The organism is Mesorhizobium cantuariense, from assembly GCF_042647205.1.
Classification (GTDB): domain Bacteria; phylum Pseudomonadota; class Alphaproteobacteria; order Rhizobiales; family Rhizobiaceae; genus Mesorhizobium; species Mesorhizobium cantuariense.
This window is the reverse complement of record NZ_JBHRVD010000001.1, coordinates 556369-572875: the sequence shown is the minus strand read 5'-3', so window position 1 is coordinate 572875 and position 16507 is coordinate 556369. Positions and strand designations below refer to the sequence as shown.

The 16507-nt window shown below is 59.8% G+C and carries 16 protein-coding genes and 2 pseudogenes; 10 read left to right on the top strand and 8 right to left on the bottom strand.

Annotated elements, in window-relative coordinates; all coding sequences use genetic code 11:
- Positions 1-1148: 1148 nt before the first annotated feature.
- Positions 1149-1739, bottom strand: a pseudogene (locus ACFOJ9_RS02670) (IS110 family transposase); the annotation flags it as partial.
- A 149-nt stretch (positions 1740-1888) separates the two neighbouring features.
- Between ACFOJ9_RS02670 and ACFOJ9_RS02665 the strand changes: the two are divergent.
- The 8 genes from ACFOJ9_RS02665 to ACFOJ9_RS02630 all read left to right on the top strand — a co-directional run bounded on the left by ACFOJ9_RS02665 (position 1889) and on the right by ACFOJ9_RS02630 (position 8906).
- Complete coding sequence (locus ACFOJ9_RS02665) at positions 1889-2968, top strand: tyrosine-type recombinase/integrase (protein WP_378976866.1); 1080 nt, start codon at positions 1889-1891, stop codon at positions 2966-2968.
- A gap of 798 nt (positions 2969-3766) precedes the next feature.
- Entirely contained in the window at positions 3767-5266 is a 1500-nt protein-coding gene (gene istA, locus ACFOJ9_RS02660; protein WP_095090781.1) for an IS21 family transposase, read from the top strand.
- Positions 5256-6032 carry an IS21-like element helper ATPase IstB gene (gene istB, locus ACFOJ9_RS02655; protein ID WP_206073656.1) on the top strand — a complete coding sequence of 259 codons (777 nt, stop codon included), beginning with the start codon at positions 5256-5258 and terminating at the stop codon, positions 6030-6032. The genes istA and istB overlap by 11 nt, the downstream gene beginning before the upstream one ends.
- Entirely contained in the window at positions 6029-6250 is a 222-nt protein-coding gene (locus ACFOJ9_RS02650; protein WP_095085189.1) for a hypothetical protein, read from the top strand. Before istB ends, ACFOJ9_RS02650 begins: the two co-directional genes overlap by 4 nt.
- A 43-nt stretch (positions 6251-6293) precedes the next feature.
- Complete coding sequence (locus ACFOJ9_RS02645) at positions 6294-6539, top strand: tyrosine-type recombinase/integrase (protein ID WP_378976864.1); 246 nt, start codon at positions 6294-6296, stop codon at positions 6537-6539.
- The gene (locus tag ACFOJ9_RS02640; protein WP_378976862.1) at positions 6536-7039 is read left to right on the top strand and encodes a hypothetical protein; all 504 of its coding nucleotides are present in this window, start codon (positions 6536-6538) and stop codon (positions 7037-7039) included. Before ACFOJ9_RS02645 ends, ACFOJ9_RS02640 begins: the two co-directional genes overlap by 4 nt.
- A 234-nt stretch (positions 7040-7273) precedes the next feature.
- The gene (locus ACFOJ9_RS02635) at positions 7274-7906 is read left to right on the top strand and encodes a tyrosine-type recombinase/integrase (protein WP_378976860.1); all 633 of its coding nucleotides are present in this window, start codon (positions 7274-7276) and stop codon (positions 7904-7906) included.
- 232 nt (positions 7907-8138) lie between these two features.
- Positions 8139-8906 (top strand): tyrosine-type recombinase/integrase, encoded by a 768-nt coding sequence (locus ACFOJ9_RS02630; RefSeq protein ID WP_378976858.1) that lies wholly within the window; start codon positions 8139-8141, stop codon positions 8904-8906.
- Positions 8907-9016: 110 nt separating this feature from the next.
- Here the strand turns inward: ACFOJ9_RS02630 and ACFOJ9_RS02625 are convergent.
- Positions 9017-9274, bottom strand: a pseudogene (locus tag ACFOJ9_RS02625) (IS110 family transposase); the annotation flags it as partial.
- A 77-nt stretch (positions 9275-9351) separates the two neighbouring features.
- On the opposite strand from ACFOJ9_RS02625, the gene ACFOJ9_RS02620 reads away from it, so the two are divergent.
- On the top strand, positions 9352-9876 hold the full coding sequence (locus ACFOJ9_RS02620; RefSeq protein ID WP_378976856.1) for an IS66 family transposase: 525 nt from the start codon (positions 9352-9354) through the stop codon (positions 9874-9876).
- A 227-nt stretch (positions 9877-10103) separates the two neighbouring features.
- Here the strand turns inward: ACFOJ9_RS02620 and ACFOJ9_RS02615 are convergent, their stop codons facing one another.
- The 5 genes from ACFOJ9_RS02615 to ACFOJ9_RS02595 all read right to left on the bottom strand — a co-directional run bounded on the left by ACFOJ9_RS02615 (position 10104) and on the right by ACFOJ9_RS02595 (position 14001).
- A complete protein-coding gene (locus ACFOJ9_RS02615) occupies positions 10104-10517 on the bottom strand; it encodes a hypothetical protein (RefSeq protein ID WP_378976854.1) in 414 nt (137 codons plus the stop codon).
- A gap of 24 nt (positions 10518-10541) precedes the next feature.
- On the bottom strand, positions 10542-11213 hold the full coding sequence (locus ACFOJ9_RS02610; RefSeq protein ID WP_378976852.1) for an acyl-homoserine-lactone synthase: 672 nt from the start codon (positions 11211-11213) through the stop codon (positions 10542-10544).
- Positions 11214-11396: 183 nt separating this feature from the next.
- Positions 11397-11699, bottom strand: coding sequence for a hypothetical protein (locus ACFOJ9_RS02605; protein WP_378976850.1), 303 nt, complete (start codon positions 11697-11699; stop codon positions 11397-11399).
- Between the two features lie 240 nt (positions 11700-11939).
- Positions 11940-12335, bottom strand: coding sequence for a hypothetical protein (locus ACFOJ9_RS02600; protein ID WP_378976848.1), 396 nt, complete (start codon positions 12333-12335; stop codon positions 11940-11942).
- Positions 12336-12531: 196 nt separating this feature from the next.
- Positions 12532-14001: a tyrosinase family protein gene (locus ACFOJ9_RS02595; protein WP_378976846.1), complete on the bottom strand. Its 1470-nt coding sequence runs from the start codon at positions 13999-14001 to the stop codon at positions 12532-12534.
- Between the two features lie 290 nt (positions 14002-14291).
- On the opposite strand from ACFOJ9_RS02595, the gene ACFOJ9_RS02590 reads away from it, so the two are divergent.
- Positions 14292-14495 (top strand): hypothetical protein, encoded by a 204-nt coding sequence (locus tag ACFOJ9_RS02590; protein WP_378976844.1) that lies wholly within the window; start codon positions 14292-14294, stop codon positions 14493-14495.
- A 92-nt stretch (positions 14496-14587) separates the two neighbouring features.
- Here ACFOJ9_RS02590 and ACFOJ9_RS02585 read toward each other — a convergent pair whose 3' ends face one another.
- Positions 14588-15928 (bottom strand): IS701 family transposase, encoded by a 1341-nt coding sequence (locus ACFOJ9_RS02585; RefSeq protein ID WP_378925689.1) that lies wholly within the window; start codon positions 15926-15928, stop codon positions 14588-14590.
- Positions 15929-16507 lie beyond the last annotated feature (579 nt).

Below are 16507 nucleotides of genomic sequence, written 5' to 3'. Positions count from 1 at the left end.
GTGCTTCCTCGCCTGTTCGGCTATCCACTGCCGTTTCGTGTACACGTTTGTAGGGCTCAGGGTCCCCTCCGTTGTTTCCTGTCAGTGGTTCTGGTTCCGTGACACCCTCCTTTCCTCCTTCGGGTCCCGCCGGACACGGTTCCCCGCGCTCATTGGTACTATGAGGGTGCTACGACTTCCCGCTCACGCTTACCCATCAGCTTATTGCTTCGCCTTCAGGGTTCCATACGGCCCTGCTTGTTTGTGTCCGCCAAAGCGCTCCCTTCCGACATGCAGGGCTGTCGTAGGGCCTGGATTCTTTTACGTCAGCCGGCTCCCCGTTTCCGGCATTGCTTCCTTGGACGTGAGTGGGATCTCTCAGGTTCCCCGGCAATCCATCCCGTGACTTTGCGGCGGCCCAAGACCCCGGACGACCCCGATTGCCTCGCCAATATCGGCCGGTCGGGTGCTGCCCCCGGTCCCAACACTCCGAAGGCGTCATCAAGATCATGATATCGGGGCTTACCCCGCCGCTTTATCACCCGCTGTCTACGCTTCACGAATGACGTTGCCGCCACCCATGCAAGACTCGCTTCCGGCTGGCGGGCTGCGCCTTTGCCGGACGGGCGTTGAACCCGCTGGATCGCTGCGAACGGTTTCTACTCGATTCTCACCTCCTTTCTTGTTCATCCCCCGTTCCGGGGCTTGCCTGACGCAAGCTGGGCACATCTATGGACGCCCCCGACTTTGCAAGGACTTTATGCGCGGCTTCGGCAATGCCCTGCGGCTGCAGTCATCTATTCGGCCTCTACGATGTGGAGCACCCTGCGCCACGGGCCTTGATGGAATATCCGCGAACCGGCACCCAATCACGTTGCGCGAGCTCGAGGCTCGATGCGCCCAACGGGTTCACCCGGTCCCGGTACGCCCGGTCTTGCCATCACCTGCTTACTTGCCCTCGCAACCGCATCAGCCCGAAGCCGGGCCGATCAGAATGGCGTCGGAGATCATGCCGCTCCACGCGTCAGTACGCCGTAGGTTCCACCGTATCGCAGCAATGCCCACACAACGCGTGCCGTCTTGTTCGCGATCGCCACGACCGCAACATTAGCAGGCCGCCGGTCCCTCAATTTAGCGAGCCAAATCCAAGTACGTCCTCGCCAGCGCATCTATGGACGGCTACCGTGAATCAGCAGCTTGCGTAGATAGCCGTTCCCTCGTTTGCTGATCGAGCCGAACTGCTCCTTACCGCCCGTGGAATGCTGCTTGGGCACCAGCCCGAGCCACGCGGAAAAATGACGGCCGGATTTGAAGTCGGCCGGATCACGCATGGACGAAACCAAGGCACTCGCGGTGACAACGCCAACCCCGGGTATGGTCATCAATCGCCGGCAGGCGCTGGAGTCTCTCGCCACAGTAATCAGGTCGCTGTCGATCCGGGCGAGTTTGGTCTTCACCTCTCTTAGCTGCTCGACGAGATAACGCAGCGCATGCCGCGCCACAGGCGGAATACGTGTCTCCGTCTCATCTTCGATCAGAACGGTGAGCAGGCCGATATTATGCGCCCGGTTCGGACCAATCACCCCGAACTCGGCCAAGTGACCGCGGATCGCATTGATAAGCTGCGTCCTCTGGCGGATCAGCATCTCCCGGACGCGGTGGATGACCAGGATCTCCTGCTGCATTTCTTCCTTGATGGGAACGAAGCGCATCGTCGGTCGCGTGACTGCTTCACAGATCGCCTCCGCATCGGCGGCATCATTCTTATTGGTCTTGACTAATCACGAGATCCCCGTAATGCGGAGGAGCGCGGCCTGACTGGCGGATTCTCGCCGATTTCGGATCGGCTTGCTTTGCATTATTCTGTGCCGAACCTCTGCGGGTCAATCGACCAACAGAGGACCCGCCAATGTCGGATAGCCGTCACGAACTAATCGCCGCTCTCAATTCCTCGCTTATTAGTCAGCAATACAGCCCAGTCGTGGCGAGGAACTACTGCACCTACGCATCTGGATTTCTCGATTATCTGGGACCGCGGGGCATCTCGGTCACAGACGTGATCGACGTGCAGGTGGAGCAATACCTGCGGCACGCCATCGTACTGTTCGAAAAACAGCGTGGTCGACGTCCCAGCGCGCGCTGGCACGAGGTCCCGCGTTCCGGAATTCACGCGCTGCTGCGGCTTGTTCACGGCCAATGGCCGCCAGCTATCAATCCTACCTGTGTGGCCGATGAGGTCCGATTTTCAATCTGCGACGAATACGAACTCTGGCTGCGTGAGGAACGCGGGTTGGCTTGCTCCAGCGTCGCAGCATTAATGTGGGAAGCCCGGAACTTCCTTGCCTGGCAGATCGATCACGGCATCGACGGATCGACGGGCCTCAGCATCAGTGACGTTGACCGTTACATGGATTTGCGCGCGCCGAAACTGACGCGCTGCTCGCTGAAGGCTGTAGCCGAGCGGCTTCGCTCGCTGCTGCGTTATCTCCACACCACAGGTCGCGTCACGACGGACCTGTCGGGGCACATCATAGCGCCGATGCTTTATGCATATGAAGGAGTACCTTCGGTCCTGGACCGCAGCCAGATCGTGGCCGTGCTGGAGAGCGCGAAGAAGGACAAGACATCGGCAGGGTTGCGAGACCATGCGATTTTGCAACTCCTTGCAACATATGGGCTACGGTCTGGAGAGATCCGCCATCTACGGATCGAGGACATCGACTGGCGGACGGAAGCCATCCATGTTCGTCACCACAAGACGCGAGCCAGCACATCCTTGCCCCTGATGGAGCCGGTCGGCGAAGCGGTGCTCTCCTATCTGCGTTCCGGACGGCCCCTGACGGACGCCAGAGAGATCTTCATCCGCACGCGCGCGCCCTATCGCAAGCTCGACAAGCTTTACAGCGTTGTTCGCCGGCGACTCCGTGACGCTGGCGTCCAACCGCCTGGTAAGTGTGGACCCCTGTCGAAGACGGTCGAAACCCGCTGATAAACGACGACAAGATCTGAAGCGCTGGAAGAGCAAAGGCGGCCGCCCGCGCGCTCTTCAACTAGCGCTGTAGCGGGCGGCCGCCTTTGCGGCGCGGTGCTGATCATGGGAGGTTGAAGGGATAGACGCGGGGCACGTCTCCAGCCGCCCTGAGGCGGCTTTCGACGTACCCCGCCATGCGCGTGCCTTGTGGTAGATCTGCGGGTAATCAGCGCCGCAGAAACAATCCGGCGTAACACCGATCTCAACTGGCAAGTCCGGGCTCGGTGTCACGCTCCACTGACGGTGCGCGACTGCATTATCGCATTGTCAGCGCATTCCGTCGACCTTTTCCCCGAACTCCCAGCGGCGCTCCGAAAGGATCGTCGCGGATGCTCACGGGCCGCTTCTTTCTGTGCGGCCGCTGCCGTTCGCAGGTAACGATCTGCCGCAGCTGCGACCGGGGACAGCGCTACTGCGGCCAGGACTGCGCCCGTGCTGCCCGCCGCGAGAGTGTGCGCGAGGCGGGGCGACGTTATCAGCGCAGCCGCCGGGGACGCCTGGCTCATGCGGTCCGGGCCCGACGATATCGGGCTCGGCACAATAAAGTGACGCATCATTCTCCACCTGCATCTCCTGCCGGTTCACTACTGGTCAGTCCTCGAACGTCGCCGGGCGGGCGACGACATCGGTCATGCCCACGCCGTGCTGTCGGCGCTGCGACTGTCGACTGTCGCCGTTCGTTCGCACCGGCTTCGTGCGTCGCCGGGGGCCTCGTTATGCCCGTGAAGCTGACTACGCAGACGGAGAGCCCGTATCATGACCATCAGCCCCGAACTGGAAGCGCAGATCCTGCGCCTGTATCACGCCGAGAAGTGGCGCTGCGGCACCATCGCCAGGCAATTGCATGTCCATCACACGACGGTGCATCGCGTTCTGGCCCAGGCGGGATTGCCCCGGCACAAGCCGCTGCAGAGAGCCTCAATCATTGACCCGTATCTTCCATTCATTGAGCAGACGCTGGAAAAGTTCCCCTCGCTGACCGCCAGCCGCCTTTATGCGATGGTGCGCGAGCGCGGCTACCGGGGCTTGCCGACGCACTTTCGGCACCTGGTCGCCCTGCACCGTCCCCGCAAGCCGGCCGAGGCGTTCCTGCGGCTGCGCACATTGCCGGGCGAGCAGGGACAGGTCGACTGGGCCCACTTCGGTCACATCGAGATCGGCAACGCCCGCCGGCCGCTCATGGCGTTCGTGATGGTGCTTTCTTACTCACGCGACATCTACCTGCGCTTCTTCCTCGACGCGCGCATGGAAAACTTCCTGCGCGGTCACGTCGGCGCGTTCAACACATGGTGCGGGCTGCCCAGGGTCCTGCTCTACGACAATCTCAAGAGTGCGGTGCTCGAGCGCCAGGGCGATGCGATCCGCTTCCATCCGACGCTGCTTGCCTTCGCCGGCTTCTATCGGTTCGAGCCACGTCCTGTCGCGGTTGCCCGGGGCAACGAAAAAGGCCGCGTCGAGCGCGCCATACGGCATATAAGGGAAGCATTCTTCATCGCCCGCAAGTTCACCGATCTCGACGATCTGAACGCCCAGGCCGAACAGTGGTGCCGCAACCAGGCAGCCGACCGGCCATGCCCCGAGGACCGGACGATGACGGTCCGCCAGGCGTTTGCGCAAGAGCAGCCACTGCTTCTGCCGCTGCCCGCCAACCCATACCCCGTCGAGGAGCAGGTCGCCGCCAAGGTTGGCAAAACGCCCTATGTGCGCTTCGACCTCAACGATTACTCGGTACCGCATGCTCATGTCCGGCGCACGCTCAGCGTGCGCGCCGATCTCGGCCTGGTCCGCGTCTTCGACGGCGCAAAGATGATCGCCAGTCACCGTCGCAGCTATGATCGCGACCAGCAGATCGAGGACCCTCAGCACCTCAAGGCACTCGTCGCAATCAAGCGCGAGGCGCGCCAGCATCGCGGCCTCAACAGCCTGACCCGCGCCGTGCCGGCCTGCCAGACCCTGATGATCCGGGCCGCCGAGCGTGGCTCCAATATCGGTGCGATCACAAACGCGTTGCTGAAACTGCTTGACCTGTACGGCGCGCAGGAACTGCAGGCCGCCGTCGAGGAAGCTTTGCATGCCGGCGCCTCCCATTCGAGGTCGGTTCGCGACGCACTGGAACGCCGCCGGGTCGCCCGCGGTGCTCCGCCGCCGGTCGAAACGAGCCTGCCCGAACACGTGCGGCGCAAGGATACGACGGTACGGCCGCATCGCCTCGACAGCTACGACCAACTGACCCTTGGAGGCAAAGATGATGAATAATCCCGACATCCTGCTCAACCGGGCCAAGGCGTTGCGCCTCAATGGCCTGATCACCCATTGGGACGAAATCGCTGACGCGGACTGGCTGGCCGCCGTCCTTCAATGGGAAGAAGAGGAGCGCTCCGACCGTTCGATGCGGCGACGCACGCGTGCCGCCAGGCTCGGCCACTTCAAGCAACTGTCCGATTATGACTGGCACTGGCCTCGCCGCATCGACCGCGCCGCCGTCGAGGATCTGATGACCCTGTCCTTCATGAACGATGCCGCCAACATCGTCTTTATCGGCCCCAACGGCGTCGGGAAATCGACACTTGCTCGCAATGTCGCTCACCAGGCGCTCATCTGCGGTCACACCGTCGTCTTCCGAACCGCCAGCGAGATGCTCGGCGAACTCGCCGCCCTCGACAGCGACGCAGCCTTGCGCCGACGCCTTCACCACTACGCCGCCGCCGACGTTCTTGCGATCGACGAGGTCGGGTATCTGTCCTACTCGAACCGTCATGCGGACCTGCTGTTCGAACTCATCAGCCGGCGCTACGAAAAACGCTCAACCATCATCACCACCAACAGACCCTTCGCTGATTGGTCGGAGGTCTTTCCCAATGCCGCCTGCGTCGTCAGCCTCGTCGACCGCCTCATGCACCGATCCGAGGTGATCTCCATCGAAGGCGATTCCTACCGCTTCAAGGAAGCGGCCGAGCGATCAAAGGCACAGCGCGAAAAACGCACCAGCCGCTCCTCCGGCGAAAAGGTGCCCGCAGCATGAAACCAGATCCTCAACCGTCCGGCCTCAGTCGTGGTATCCACTTCCTCATCAATCCCGAATGGACACCCGAACAGGCGCTCGCTGTCTTCGAGCTCCTCAACGATCTCGCCGATAGCATCTGGTCTCACTACGGCGTCCAACTCCAGGAACTTATCCAGGAGCAGCAACGAACACCGACCGATCACAGCGATATCGAAAAAGCCCCGTCCTCGCTCTAAAGCACACATCCTCCACACTCGGCGGCCTGCAAAGGCCGCCTTTTTGTTCCGTCCACAAGCACCAAACGCTTGTCGTCGTTTAGACGCGCTTTTGAAAAGCCATCAACAACCCCATATCTTCCGTCATGCGCGCGCGGTTGAGATGCTGCGGGTCGCGGTGCCTCAAAAGATCATCGGCGACGTGCTGGGGCACCGCTCGACAGGATCGACGGCTCCCTATCTCAAGCTCGCCACCGAGGACCTCAGGGCCATTGCGCTTGAGGTGCCGGGAATGGAGGTGGCGGCATGACCGCCCGCTGGCCTGATCCCGACCGCGCGACCCTTGACCGATATGTCGCGAGCCTTGATCTGCGTAGCATGAAAAGCCGAACCAGTTATCGACAGGTCTTGCATGGCTTCCAGGATGTCGCCGAACGTTACGAGGCGCTCAATCAGGAGGTGCTGCTGGCCTGGCTACGAGAATCAGCCATTCGCCGGGCGACATCCACGCTCTTGCACCGCACCCGCATCATTGACCGATTCCTCGAGCGCCTGGTGGAAATCGGTGCTATCGAACGAAATCCCGTCGTCGCTCTGCGAGATGAGTGCAATATCAAGCAGTGCATGCCGATCTGGCGGGCACTGGCGTCGCGGGATTCGGAACGGGCTCTTGCCGAACTGCGCCAGCCCAGGCCGTTCTGCAGCGTGCTGGGCGAAATGATGGCCGAGCATGTCGCGATGATGCGGCGCAGAGGATACAAATACACTTCGCAACCCCTGTTGCTCTTGCGGTTCGACCGGTTCCTGTAGTTGCATCCGGGACCGGAAACCGAACCGCTGAGCGCCATGATAGATCGATGGGCGGCAACGCATGTCACGCGTGACCACGCGGAGGAATGCGAAAGGCTCAAGCGCGTCTTTGCGAAAATCCTTCGTCGCCGCGACCCGTCGATGCCTGTGCGGCGACCGGATCCGAGACCGAGGAAGGAGGCCGCCAAGCAATGGCGAAAGCCCCATATCTACTCGCCTGCCGACGTGCGACGGATGCTCGACGTCGCACGTTGTACCTATCCGTCGCCACGGGTGCCGCTTCGGCCGCTGAGCACGTACACGATGCTGCTGCTGGCTTATTGCGCAGGCTTACGGCGCGGCGAGCTTGCCCGGCTCGATCTTGGTGACGTTGACCTGCAGGGCGGTACGATAACCATCCGGCAGACCAAGTTCTTCAAGACCCGGATCCTGCCGCTACCCGACAGCGTTATAGCCGAGCTCCGGGCCTACAACGATGCGCGACGGCGTGCCGGTGGATCACAGGACGCGCGCTCCGGCCTGTTCTGGCACGAGCGAGGCGATGGCCATTACACGCCGGAAATGATCACCTGGCTGCTTGCTGACGTCATACGCCGCGCTGGGTTGAAGCCATTGCGAGGAAAAACGGGTCCTCGCGTTCATGACCTGCGCCACTCGATGGTCGTGAACAGGATCCTCGAATGGTACCGGACGGGCATCAATCCACAGGACCGCCTGCCGTTCCTCGCGACCTACCTCGGCCATCGGGATATCAACTCCACCCTGGTCTACATCACCGTGACGCAAGACCTGCTGCATTACGCAAATGAGCGGTTCCGGGCGGTTGGCGCATCATGCCTCAACCTGGGGCGGGAGGTGCGGTCATGAGCAGGGCTGATCGGTTCCCAGACCTGATGCGCGCGTTCTTCTACGAATGGCTGGTCGAACAGCGCAACGCGTCCATCCATACGGTTCGATCATACCGCGATACCTGGCGGTTGTTGCTCCGATTCGTCGCCCAGCGCACTGGGAAGAAAGTGGCTATGATCATGCTGACCGATCTGGCGCCCGCGAGGTCGCCGCGTTCCTCAGTCACGCCGAACATGAACGCGGCGGTACGATGGGCACGCGCAATTGCCGGCTTGCCGCGATCCGCAGCTTCTTCCACTTCGTGGCCACCAAGGATCCTGCATCGATCGCGCAATGCGTGGAAATCCTCAACATACCGATCAAGCGCGCTCCGGTGTCGGAACCGAGCTATTTGGATCCGGCGGAAGTGACGGCGATCCTCGGTCAGCCAGACCGTTCGACCGTTGAGGGCATGCGAGATCATGCGCTGCTCTCGTTCCTCTACAACAGCGGCGCACGAATACAGGAAGCGCTCGACCTGTGCCCCGAAGCAATCCGGTTCGAAAGCCCGAACTGCGTGCGTCTGATCGGCAAGGGCCGGAAGGAACGTATCTGCCCGCTCTGGCCGGAAACCGTGATATTGCTGAAGAAACTGCTTGAGCGGCAACCACGGGCGCCCGACCAGCGGCTGTTCGTTAACCGCTATGGTGAGCCCCTAAGCGCCTCGGGGGTCCGGTTCAAGCTCGCCGCCTACGTGAAGGCGGCGGCCGAAACCATGCCGACGCTGCGCGCCAAGCATGTAACGCCACACGCCTTCCGGCACGCCACCGCCGTGCACCTCATCTCGGCGGGCGTCGACGTTACGGTCATCCGCAGCTGGCTCGGCCATGTGAGCCTCGACACAACCAACCACTATGCCAGGGCCAATCTGGAAACGAAGCGGAAAGCCCTGGAAAAGGTCGCCGTTCCAACGACACCCGGCGGCCAGCCATCTTGGAAGCGCGATGCAAGCGTGCTCGCCTGGCTGGATACGCTCTGAAATAATGCGGAGGAACATGGACAAAACCGGCGAAAATCCGCCAATCAGGCCGCGCTCCTCCGCATTACGGGGATCTCGTGATTACTGAAGTTATGGCGAGGTGAGCATAACTTGACGTAGGGCCGAACGTATTGCGCCGGGATCAAGCGGACCTCGTGCCCCATACTGCGCAGCAGCCGACCCCAGAAATGTGCACCCGGGCAAGCTTCCAGCCCAACCAAGCAGCTCGGAAGGACGCGAAAGAACTGCTCCACGTCATCGCGCCTGAGCTTCCGTCGGACAATTGCTCTCCCATGCTCGTCAGCCCCGTGAACCTGAAAGACTGATTTGGCTATGTCGAGACCGACCACGTGAACTTCATCTGGCATGGCAATATCCTTTGTTTGACCACGCCCCATACTCCTCGCCACAGGGCGGAAGCGGAAGGGGGCGTCCATGCCATCACGTGCGCCGCCGCTTCTATGAACTGGCCGCTGCCGGCCCCGCGCCGATCGCCAGCGAGGCGCTCAAACGGATCGCCGAACTCTACAGAATAGAGGGTGACATCCGCGGCCGATCGACCGACGAACGCCACGCCATGCGCCAGGACAGGAGCCGCCCGGTCATCACCGACCTCGAACCTTGGCTGCGCGAAAAGCTCGGCCTCATCAGCCAGAAGACGAAGCTCGCCGAGGCGATCCGCTACACGCTCTCGCGCTGGCAAAGCCTCTCGCGCTTCCTTGACGACGGCCGCATCGAGATCGACAGCAACACCGTCGAGCGCTCAAGAATTCGCTGGCTCGGACGGCGGCGCCGAGCACTGGGCAGTCATTGCGTCGCTGTCGAAACCGGCAAACTCAATGGCGTCGAGCCACTCGGCTATCTCGCCGACGTACTCACCACGATCGTCAACGGCCATCCGAACAGCCAAATCGACGACCTGCTGCCTTGGGCCTACATCCGGGCGGCCGAGCTAAAGTCCGTGGCCTGAGAACACCCCTTACCCTTGAGCGGTGGTTGCCGAACAACTTTCTGGCTGCATCAAAGGATTCGCATCCGCCGCTTCAGCGATCCTCACTGCCGTTGCCAGGCTGACTGCCCCGCAAAGAACGAGGGGGGTCAGAAAGCGCGTGGTCATAGGTTGCCCCATCATACCTCACGAACTCAGACATTAGGTCGCTTCCGAGGATCGTCCGTGACCGAGTGTGGCCGGCTTCCTTATCGACGGTCGCTCTTTGGCGCCCACCAAGGGAATGGCCAAGGAAGCGGCATACCTTCGCCGCTGATCGCCGCCGGACTCGGCGCAGCGGCGCCGTGGATCTTATCCTCAACTGCGTTCGTAGAGCTATGAACCCGCACGCCAACTACCCAACCGGGAACAGGAAACGCCTTGGTCACGCTGATCCTCGTAAATACTTGGAGCACGAGGCCGGTGGGCGGGGTGGCCACAAAATCGAGATCGAGAATACCGTCTTTCGGAGGGACTATGTACATCCATGGCGCAAGATCGGGATGCGACCATCCACTTGTAGGCACCCATCCCCTCGCCGATACCGAAATGGCCGGCGGGTTCTCGGGGATCACCATGAGGCCCTCAACGTGCACATCATCGACGGAATAGACACGCGACATACCTTCTTCTCCATCCACTCGTGTTCATTCGCACATTTGCGGCCGCTTGTGTTTCGCCACCGCTGTATCACTTATGAAAGGCATCTGGATGCCGCGTCGAACGATCAGCGTGCGGTCAATTCCGAGGATCTTCCGGGCGCTCGCGAGTGCAGCCTCGTTCACATCGATGTACGCGACGATGTACCACTCGCCATTCTCCTCCCTCGCCATACCCATGGGCTCTGCCCGCCATTTCAGGGCGCCATGATGAGGCATGAAGTAAGTCTCCTGGATACCGCCGACGGCACTCAAGCCCTCGTCAAGCGCGTATTCCATCACCGCGCAACATAGCTGCGTTAACGTGCCGCGCAGCCCCGTCGAGCGTTTGTCAGCAACGACGAAAGTCCGTGTCCATTCCGCCCAATCCGGCCGTCGAGGTACACCGGACCTCTCGCACATGTGAGGAAAAACCTCCGAAACCATGTGCGGCTCGCTCGTTGGGATCAATCGAGCCGATGTCACCACGCGACCGTCTTCGAGACCAAGCAGATAGGTCGCTGCGTCGGTATCGAATTGGTCTCGTTCTCGACCGTCCGGGCTTGGAGGACGCCAGCGTTTTTGATGAACGAAGAAGTCGTGTCGCCTGCGCAAAAACTCGTCGAACTCTTTCTCATAGAGATGTTTGTTCTGCGCATTGACGACATGAGCCGTGATCATCGCGCGGTCCTCCAATCAATTTTTCAGGCAGATAGTTGCAGTTGCTCTAAAATAGGTCACCTGTCCGATCGGACAGTTGACTGCAGAAGAGACGATGTTTGGTGTTCACCAATCAACGAACCCTCTCAATCCCTCGCAAGGCATCTCATAAGCGCCCTTTCCGGCGCATGAGCGTCGGCACAACTACTGCGTGTTCCCACACACCTTGCTCGCGTCGGGCTTCCATTCCGCCGGTTTGAGCAGAGTTCCCTGTTGGCATGTATCTGCATCGCCAGTAACGCTACCCGTTACGGTGCCATAGGTGCCCACTGTTGGTTTTGGGGTGGCATGTGTGATGTTATAGAGCTTTTCGCCGTCCTTCATCACAATGCATCCATTTTCAACGCCGGCTTCTGCGCATCCAGAGGCAGTCACCTGCTGAGCCTCGGCAGCGAACGTGAGGCTCACTGACACTGCAGTGCACAAAGCAAATAGGGCTTTTTTCATCTCGTCCTCTCGATACAATGGTTGACCGCGCTGATTGCTGCTAACATGCTCTTCGGAGCACCGATCCGTCGATACTGTGGGGTTCTTGGGCATTAACGATATCAGTGGCAACCATGCACAAACTCCGTGATCGCCATGCGGGATAGTTGCAGCGCGTCTACAATACGTCACCTGTCCGATCGGACAGTTGACTCAGGGCATCTTGGTTGATGTTTTTGATACCATTACGGCGCCGTGCGTTCAGGTCAGAACGTCCACGGACAGAATTTCGATCGCCGAATTGATTGGGGCGGATTTGTTGTCTGATAAGGTCATCGCAACAATCGCAGCCGTGGGCAGATTTGCAAATCGCCAAGCTGGCAAGGAGAGAAACACTTCCTTCGTTTCGCCCACGATCAGTGGTTTATAGAAGGCCGACCCAGATGCATCCGGCGAGACCGCATCCGTTGTAATGCGAACATCAGAAACCGGCTTGTCTGTTAGTTGCACCTGGAGCAGCAAGTGCTCTTCTGGATCGACCCTAAGTGGCCGGAAGCTGACCTTTATCGTGATTACCCCCGACGTCAGGACTTTTGCCTCAACCCCCCTCAAAGGAACTACAACTGCACGCCGATCGGTTGCGATGTTCGGTCCCAAGAACTCAACGCCATCCACAGTTGACTCGGAGACCTGCTGGCAAGCGGCCAAGTTTGTCGGAGCACCCACAAGGACCGCTGCAGACCATATCAACGCCATCATTCCAATGGCTCGACCATTGATCCGAGAACTCAAGGCATCTTGGCATTTCGACCGCAGCTCCATAGCCCTTTACGCCCCATAATTTGGGCTGAAATCAGGCCGATAGGATCGTAACACCCTTGAAGGGGATACGGACGTCCGCGGGAACACCCTCAGCGATAGGAACAGCCATCAATTGGACTTTGAAGCCGTTGTCTGCCAGACGGCCTTGCGATGCGACACCCCGCAAGGCATCAGTCAAGTCGATGTAGAAATTTCTTCCGCCGCCGTGATGCGCGTGCGCTCCGCCGGGCCCGAAAAAGCTGAACACACCTGCGCAAAGCTTGTCGTCAGTTGGCGTTTCAGGTGAGAGATAGGGACAATTCACGAACACCCCTACGGTCATATCGGTGTTTTGAGGAACCTCAACGCCTTCTATGCGTGCAATGATGCGGCTCGGCTCGATTGCTTTAAGGGACGTTTCGGGTGCGTAGAAGACTCGCACGTCTGATAGAACTTTGACCAAATCATTTACTTTCACATCGACTGCTCTTTCGATGTTTGGCAGCGCGGGACCTGGAGAGGCACCCGACCCTATGGACGTGGCAATGGTCAGATTGAGCTTCGAGAGCAACGCGCCTCCGCCCGTGTCGAACTTCTGTAGATCGAGCTTCGCTGAAATTTGTTCGATCACCGCCGGCTCGATCGTATCATAAATGTAGTCAAACGATCCAAGCGACAGCGCGCCCTTCGATGTCGGATCGCTGACTGGCTTGCCATCTGCGTCATAAAAGCTGTCGGGATACGTGTTGTTCGGATCCCCAGAAGTATTTCCAACAACCTGCCATTCGGCCCAGATGCGATCGATATTGCAATGGTGGAGCCAGAATATGGGGTCAAGGGAAGACATTCCGCTGCCCATGTGACCCTTTGCACCGTGGAGAGATCCCACAGCCACATGAGTGTTGTTGTGCGGTTGCCCCTCGAGTAGGCCGGTGAATATCTCGAAGTCGGGCTGACCGCGAATACCGTCCAAAGTGGATTTCCGGAACGAATTGGCAAACTGCGGGATCGACGTCATGGTCTGCCCCCTGGAAATCCCGCGTGCGCCGACAGTGGTTACTTTACCTGGTCCCCAATTGTCGGATTGCTCGTTCGATTGATCGCTCCATTGGACGACATTGAGTTGCAAAATGTCGAAGAAGGTATCTGGTACCTTGCTATTGCTGTCCTCCCAATCCCAATACGCCAGCGCAAAATCCGGCTTGCCAATCAGCTTTGCACAAATCTGCTCAAAGAACGAAAGATACCATCGATGCCAGTGCGTAAAATCAGTAACGCCATGGGTGCAGTGGCGTATGTGGATCAACGCCTGATTTCGCCAGTTGCGTTGGTCGCTCACGGGCAATTGGTGCATCGCCTCGATGGCTTGCGCATAATCAGAAAAGAAGGGATCGGTAGGCGCCATGATAGAGGCATTGCGGCGAACGCGAGACGCTGATGACCATGCTGGTCGATAGCGGAGAATTGCCGGCGCCGCTACACCAACTGCCGTGGCCGCCAGGAAACTGCGACGAGTGAGCATTTGTGACCCCCTTCCCTCGATTGCTGTGGATGTAATGAATTCATGTCGATTGGTCGTCACTGTTGGACTGCTATGAAAGACGCTACATAGCCCGCAGGCGCACCATTGTGCGGCTTGGCTCTTATGACGCTCCCGACCAGAGCGGGAACCTGTCCCACCCCTTGCGGCCAAGTATGAGCCAAATATCCCAAGTAATCATATTCCCAATCTTGGGTGCCTGTGCCGACCCGCCCCATTCCGACGATTTGAACCGTCAGGGGCGCGCCGGATGCAGCTGGTTGGACGCTTCCATGGAGATCCAGGCCACCGCCGCTCCAGTCGATTGTTCCCGTGAGTATGTTGTCAGCGGCAACGTCAAACGTAAAAGTAGCCTCCGCGAAAAAGAGGCCAAGAGCCGTCTGGCCATTGTCGGTTACGAGATTCTTGTTGTTGTGGAAGCTGCGGTATGTCCATTTTCCTGTGATGTCCTGAGGCGAATTCGGCGGGGCCGCTAGTCTTACTGCGTCATAAATTTGGATATTTCGGCTTCGACTGAGCGCAGCAGGGACATCGCATCAATCTGCGGGCAAGTGCGACGGTCAGTTTTCTATGCAGCGTCGCGATCGAATTTGAGGTGTGCCGTTCGGGGCGAATGGGCGGGCTCGCTGGATCGTGAACCGCGGGGAATAGGAGGTTTTTCGCTGCTTTTGGAACGGGCGATTGCTGAGGGGGGAATCGTCTCCCGTTCGGAGAGGAGAAACCCGTAAGCCGCGATGCAAAGACTGGCGTGATGATGGAATCCGCGCCAACCTCGACCCTCGTAGTGGCCAAGGCCCAGTTCCTGCTTGAGCTCGCGATAATCCCGTTCAATCCGCCACCTTAGCTTGGTCGTGGCAACAAGATCACGCAGCGCGGTCGTTTCCGGCAGGGTCGAAAGCCAGTATTTGAGCGGCTCTTTGTCACCTTCGGGCCATTCGACAAGCAACCATTCTTCGGCGTGCGGATGTCCGAGATTATAGTCTCTGGACGCGACACGAAGACGAACAGCGGTAAAGCGCGACGCAAGATCGGTATTGCTGCCCTCCCGCCATATGACGGTCTGCCACGCGTCTATCGGCAGACTTTCCGCAAGCGCCTTGGCTGAAAGAGGTTGATGATCCGCGCTTCGTTGCATCAGCGACGGCGGCCGACCCTTTCCGCTCCAGGTCTTGGGCGGTAGCGGTCCTTCGCCTGGGCGCCAAACACTGAGCGTCGGCTGGACACCCACGACATAGCTGAGGCCCAGCTCGGTCAATCCTCGGCGGAACCCGCCGTCTGCGCCGTAACCGGCGTCGGCAAGGATCACGCCCGCCGGCATCTGCGTCTCTAGCGCCGCACGTACTTGTTCAAGCGCGATCTGTGGCTTGGTTTGAAATAGGATCTCGTCCGGGATCTTCGCCTTCTTCCGGCGCTCTGGATCATTTGCCCAGATCTCAGGTAGATAAAGCTGCCAGGCAACCGGTAAGCTGGCCCCCTCATTCGCAATCGAAAGACTGACGGCAACCTGGCAATTGTCCTGCTTGCCGAGCTGGCCGCAATATTGGCGTGCGACACCGACGGAATGCTTCCCCTTCTTTGGAAAGCCAGTGTCGTCGACAATCCAGGCGGTGATCGCACCGCCACGCTCGATCATGCGCGGCAAGGCCCAATCACGAACGCGCGCCAGCAGTGCGTCATCCGACCAAGGCGCTTGTCCCACGAAATGCAAAAGCGATTGATGCTTGGCCGAAACACGTGATGGCGCCGTAACGGCGGCCAGGGGCTCCACGCTTTTGCGCGCCACCGGCATCATCAAACCCGTACAATAATCCCGCAGCGGCTCTGCCCGATCGGCATGGCCTATGACCTCGACCAGTGCTTCCAAATACCCATCAAACGCGGCTGCTTCGCAACCGTCCTCGCTGACCATGGCGCCCATCCATCGCTGTGAATCGCCAACCTATCACAACCAGGTCGCCTACGAATCCCCCTCCGCGCGCTTTCGTGACTCAGTAAGACTAGGCATGAAGCATCGCGGATGGCTCTGTGGGCACCGAAATCATAGGGATCAGGACGCTTCTGGTGTTCGGTACCGGACAATTCGCCCTCTCGGAAAGAGGTGGGAAAGAAAGTTGAAGTCCCGAATGTTTCCCTTGCGCCCGCTTGTCGCGCCTGCAGGAAAACGGGCGTCGTTGACGAACTTGCGCTCGTGGATTCCGAGGGCCTCGAATTCCAGCCGGCAATCTGGCGGACGTGTGCCCCGATGCGCCTGCGGCGGGGTAAGACTCCGAAGCCCTTCTGGTCGTGGGATCGGCCGATTATCTCGACCACGATATCGAGGTAGGCAGCCTTCCATGAGCTTGAGCCGATCGTAGCCGCAGTCGGCGAAGGTCTTTCACCCAGGGCCAGTGGGGGCAGGGAGGCCCGTCTACTGAACGAGTTGGTTGGCGGTCAGATAGAATAGGACTTTGCTGAAAAAGATCGTGGATACGAAGCGCCGGACCAGCCC

Coding starts and splice junctions, on each gene's coding strand:
- ACFOJ9_RS02665 (WP_378976866.1), top strand. CDS start 1,889: ATGTCGGATAGCCGTCACGAACTAATCGCCGCTCTCAATTCCTCGCTT.
- istA (WP_095090781.1), top strand. CDS start 3,767: ATGACCATCAGCCCCGAACTGGAAGCGCAGATCCTGCGCCTGTATCAC.
- istB (WP_206073656.1), top strand. CDS start 5,256: ATGATGAATAATCCCGACATCCTGCTCAACCGGGCCAAGGCGTTGCGC.
- ACFOJ9_RS02650 (WP_095085189.1), top strand. CDS start 6,029: ATGAAACCAGATCCTCAACCGTCCGGCCTCAGTCGTGGTATCCACTTC.
- ACFOJ9_RS02640 (WP_378976862.1), top strand. CDS start 6,536: ATGACCGCCCGCTGGCCTGATCCCGACCGCGCGACCCTTGACCGATAT.
- ACFOJ9_RS02635 (WP_378976860.1), top strand. CDS start 7,274: ATGCTCGACGTCGCACGTTGTACCTATCCGTCGCCACGGGTGCCGCTT.
- ACFOJ9_RS02630 (WP_378976858.1), top strand. CDS start 8,139: ATGGGCACGCGCAATTGCCGGCTTGCCGCGATCCGCAGCTTCTTCCAC.
- ACFOJ9_RS02615 (WP_378976854.1), bottom strand. CDS start 10,517: ATGTCGCGTGTCTATTCCGTCGATGATGTGCACGTTGAGGGCCTCATG.
- ACFOJ9_RS02610 (WP_378976852.1), bottom strand. CDS start 11,213: ATGATCACGGCTCATGTCGTCAATGCGCAGAACAAACATCTCTATGAG.
- ACFOJ9_RS02605 (WP_378976850.1), bottom strand. CDS start 11,699: ATGAAAAAAGCCCTATTTGCTTTGTGCACTGCAGTGTCAGTGAGCCTC.
- ACFOJ9_RS02595 (WP_378976846.1), bottom strand. CDS start 14,001: ATGCTCACTCGTCGCAGTTTCCTGGCGGCCACGGCAGTTGGTGTAGCG.
- ACFOJ9_RS02590 (WP_378976844.1), top strand. CDS start 14,292: ATGGAGATCCAGGCCACCGCCGCTCCAGTCGATTGTTCCCGTGAGTAT.
- ACFOJ9_RS02585 (WP_378925689.1), bottom strand. CDS start 15,928: ATGGTCAGCGAGGACGGTTGCGAAGCAGCCGCGTTTGATGGGTATTTG.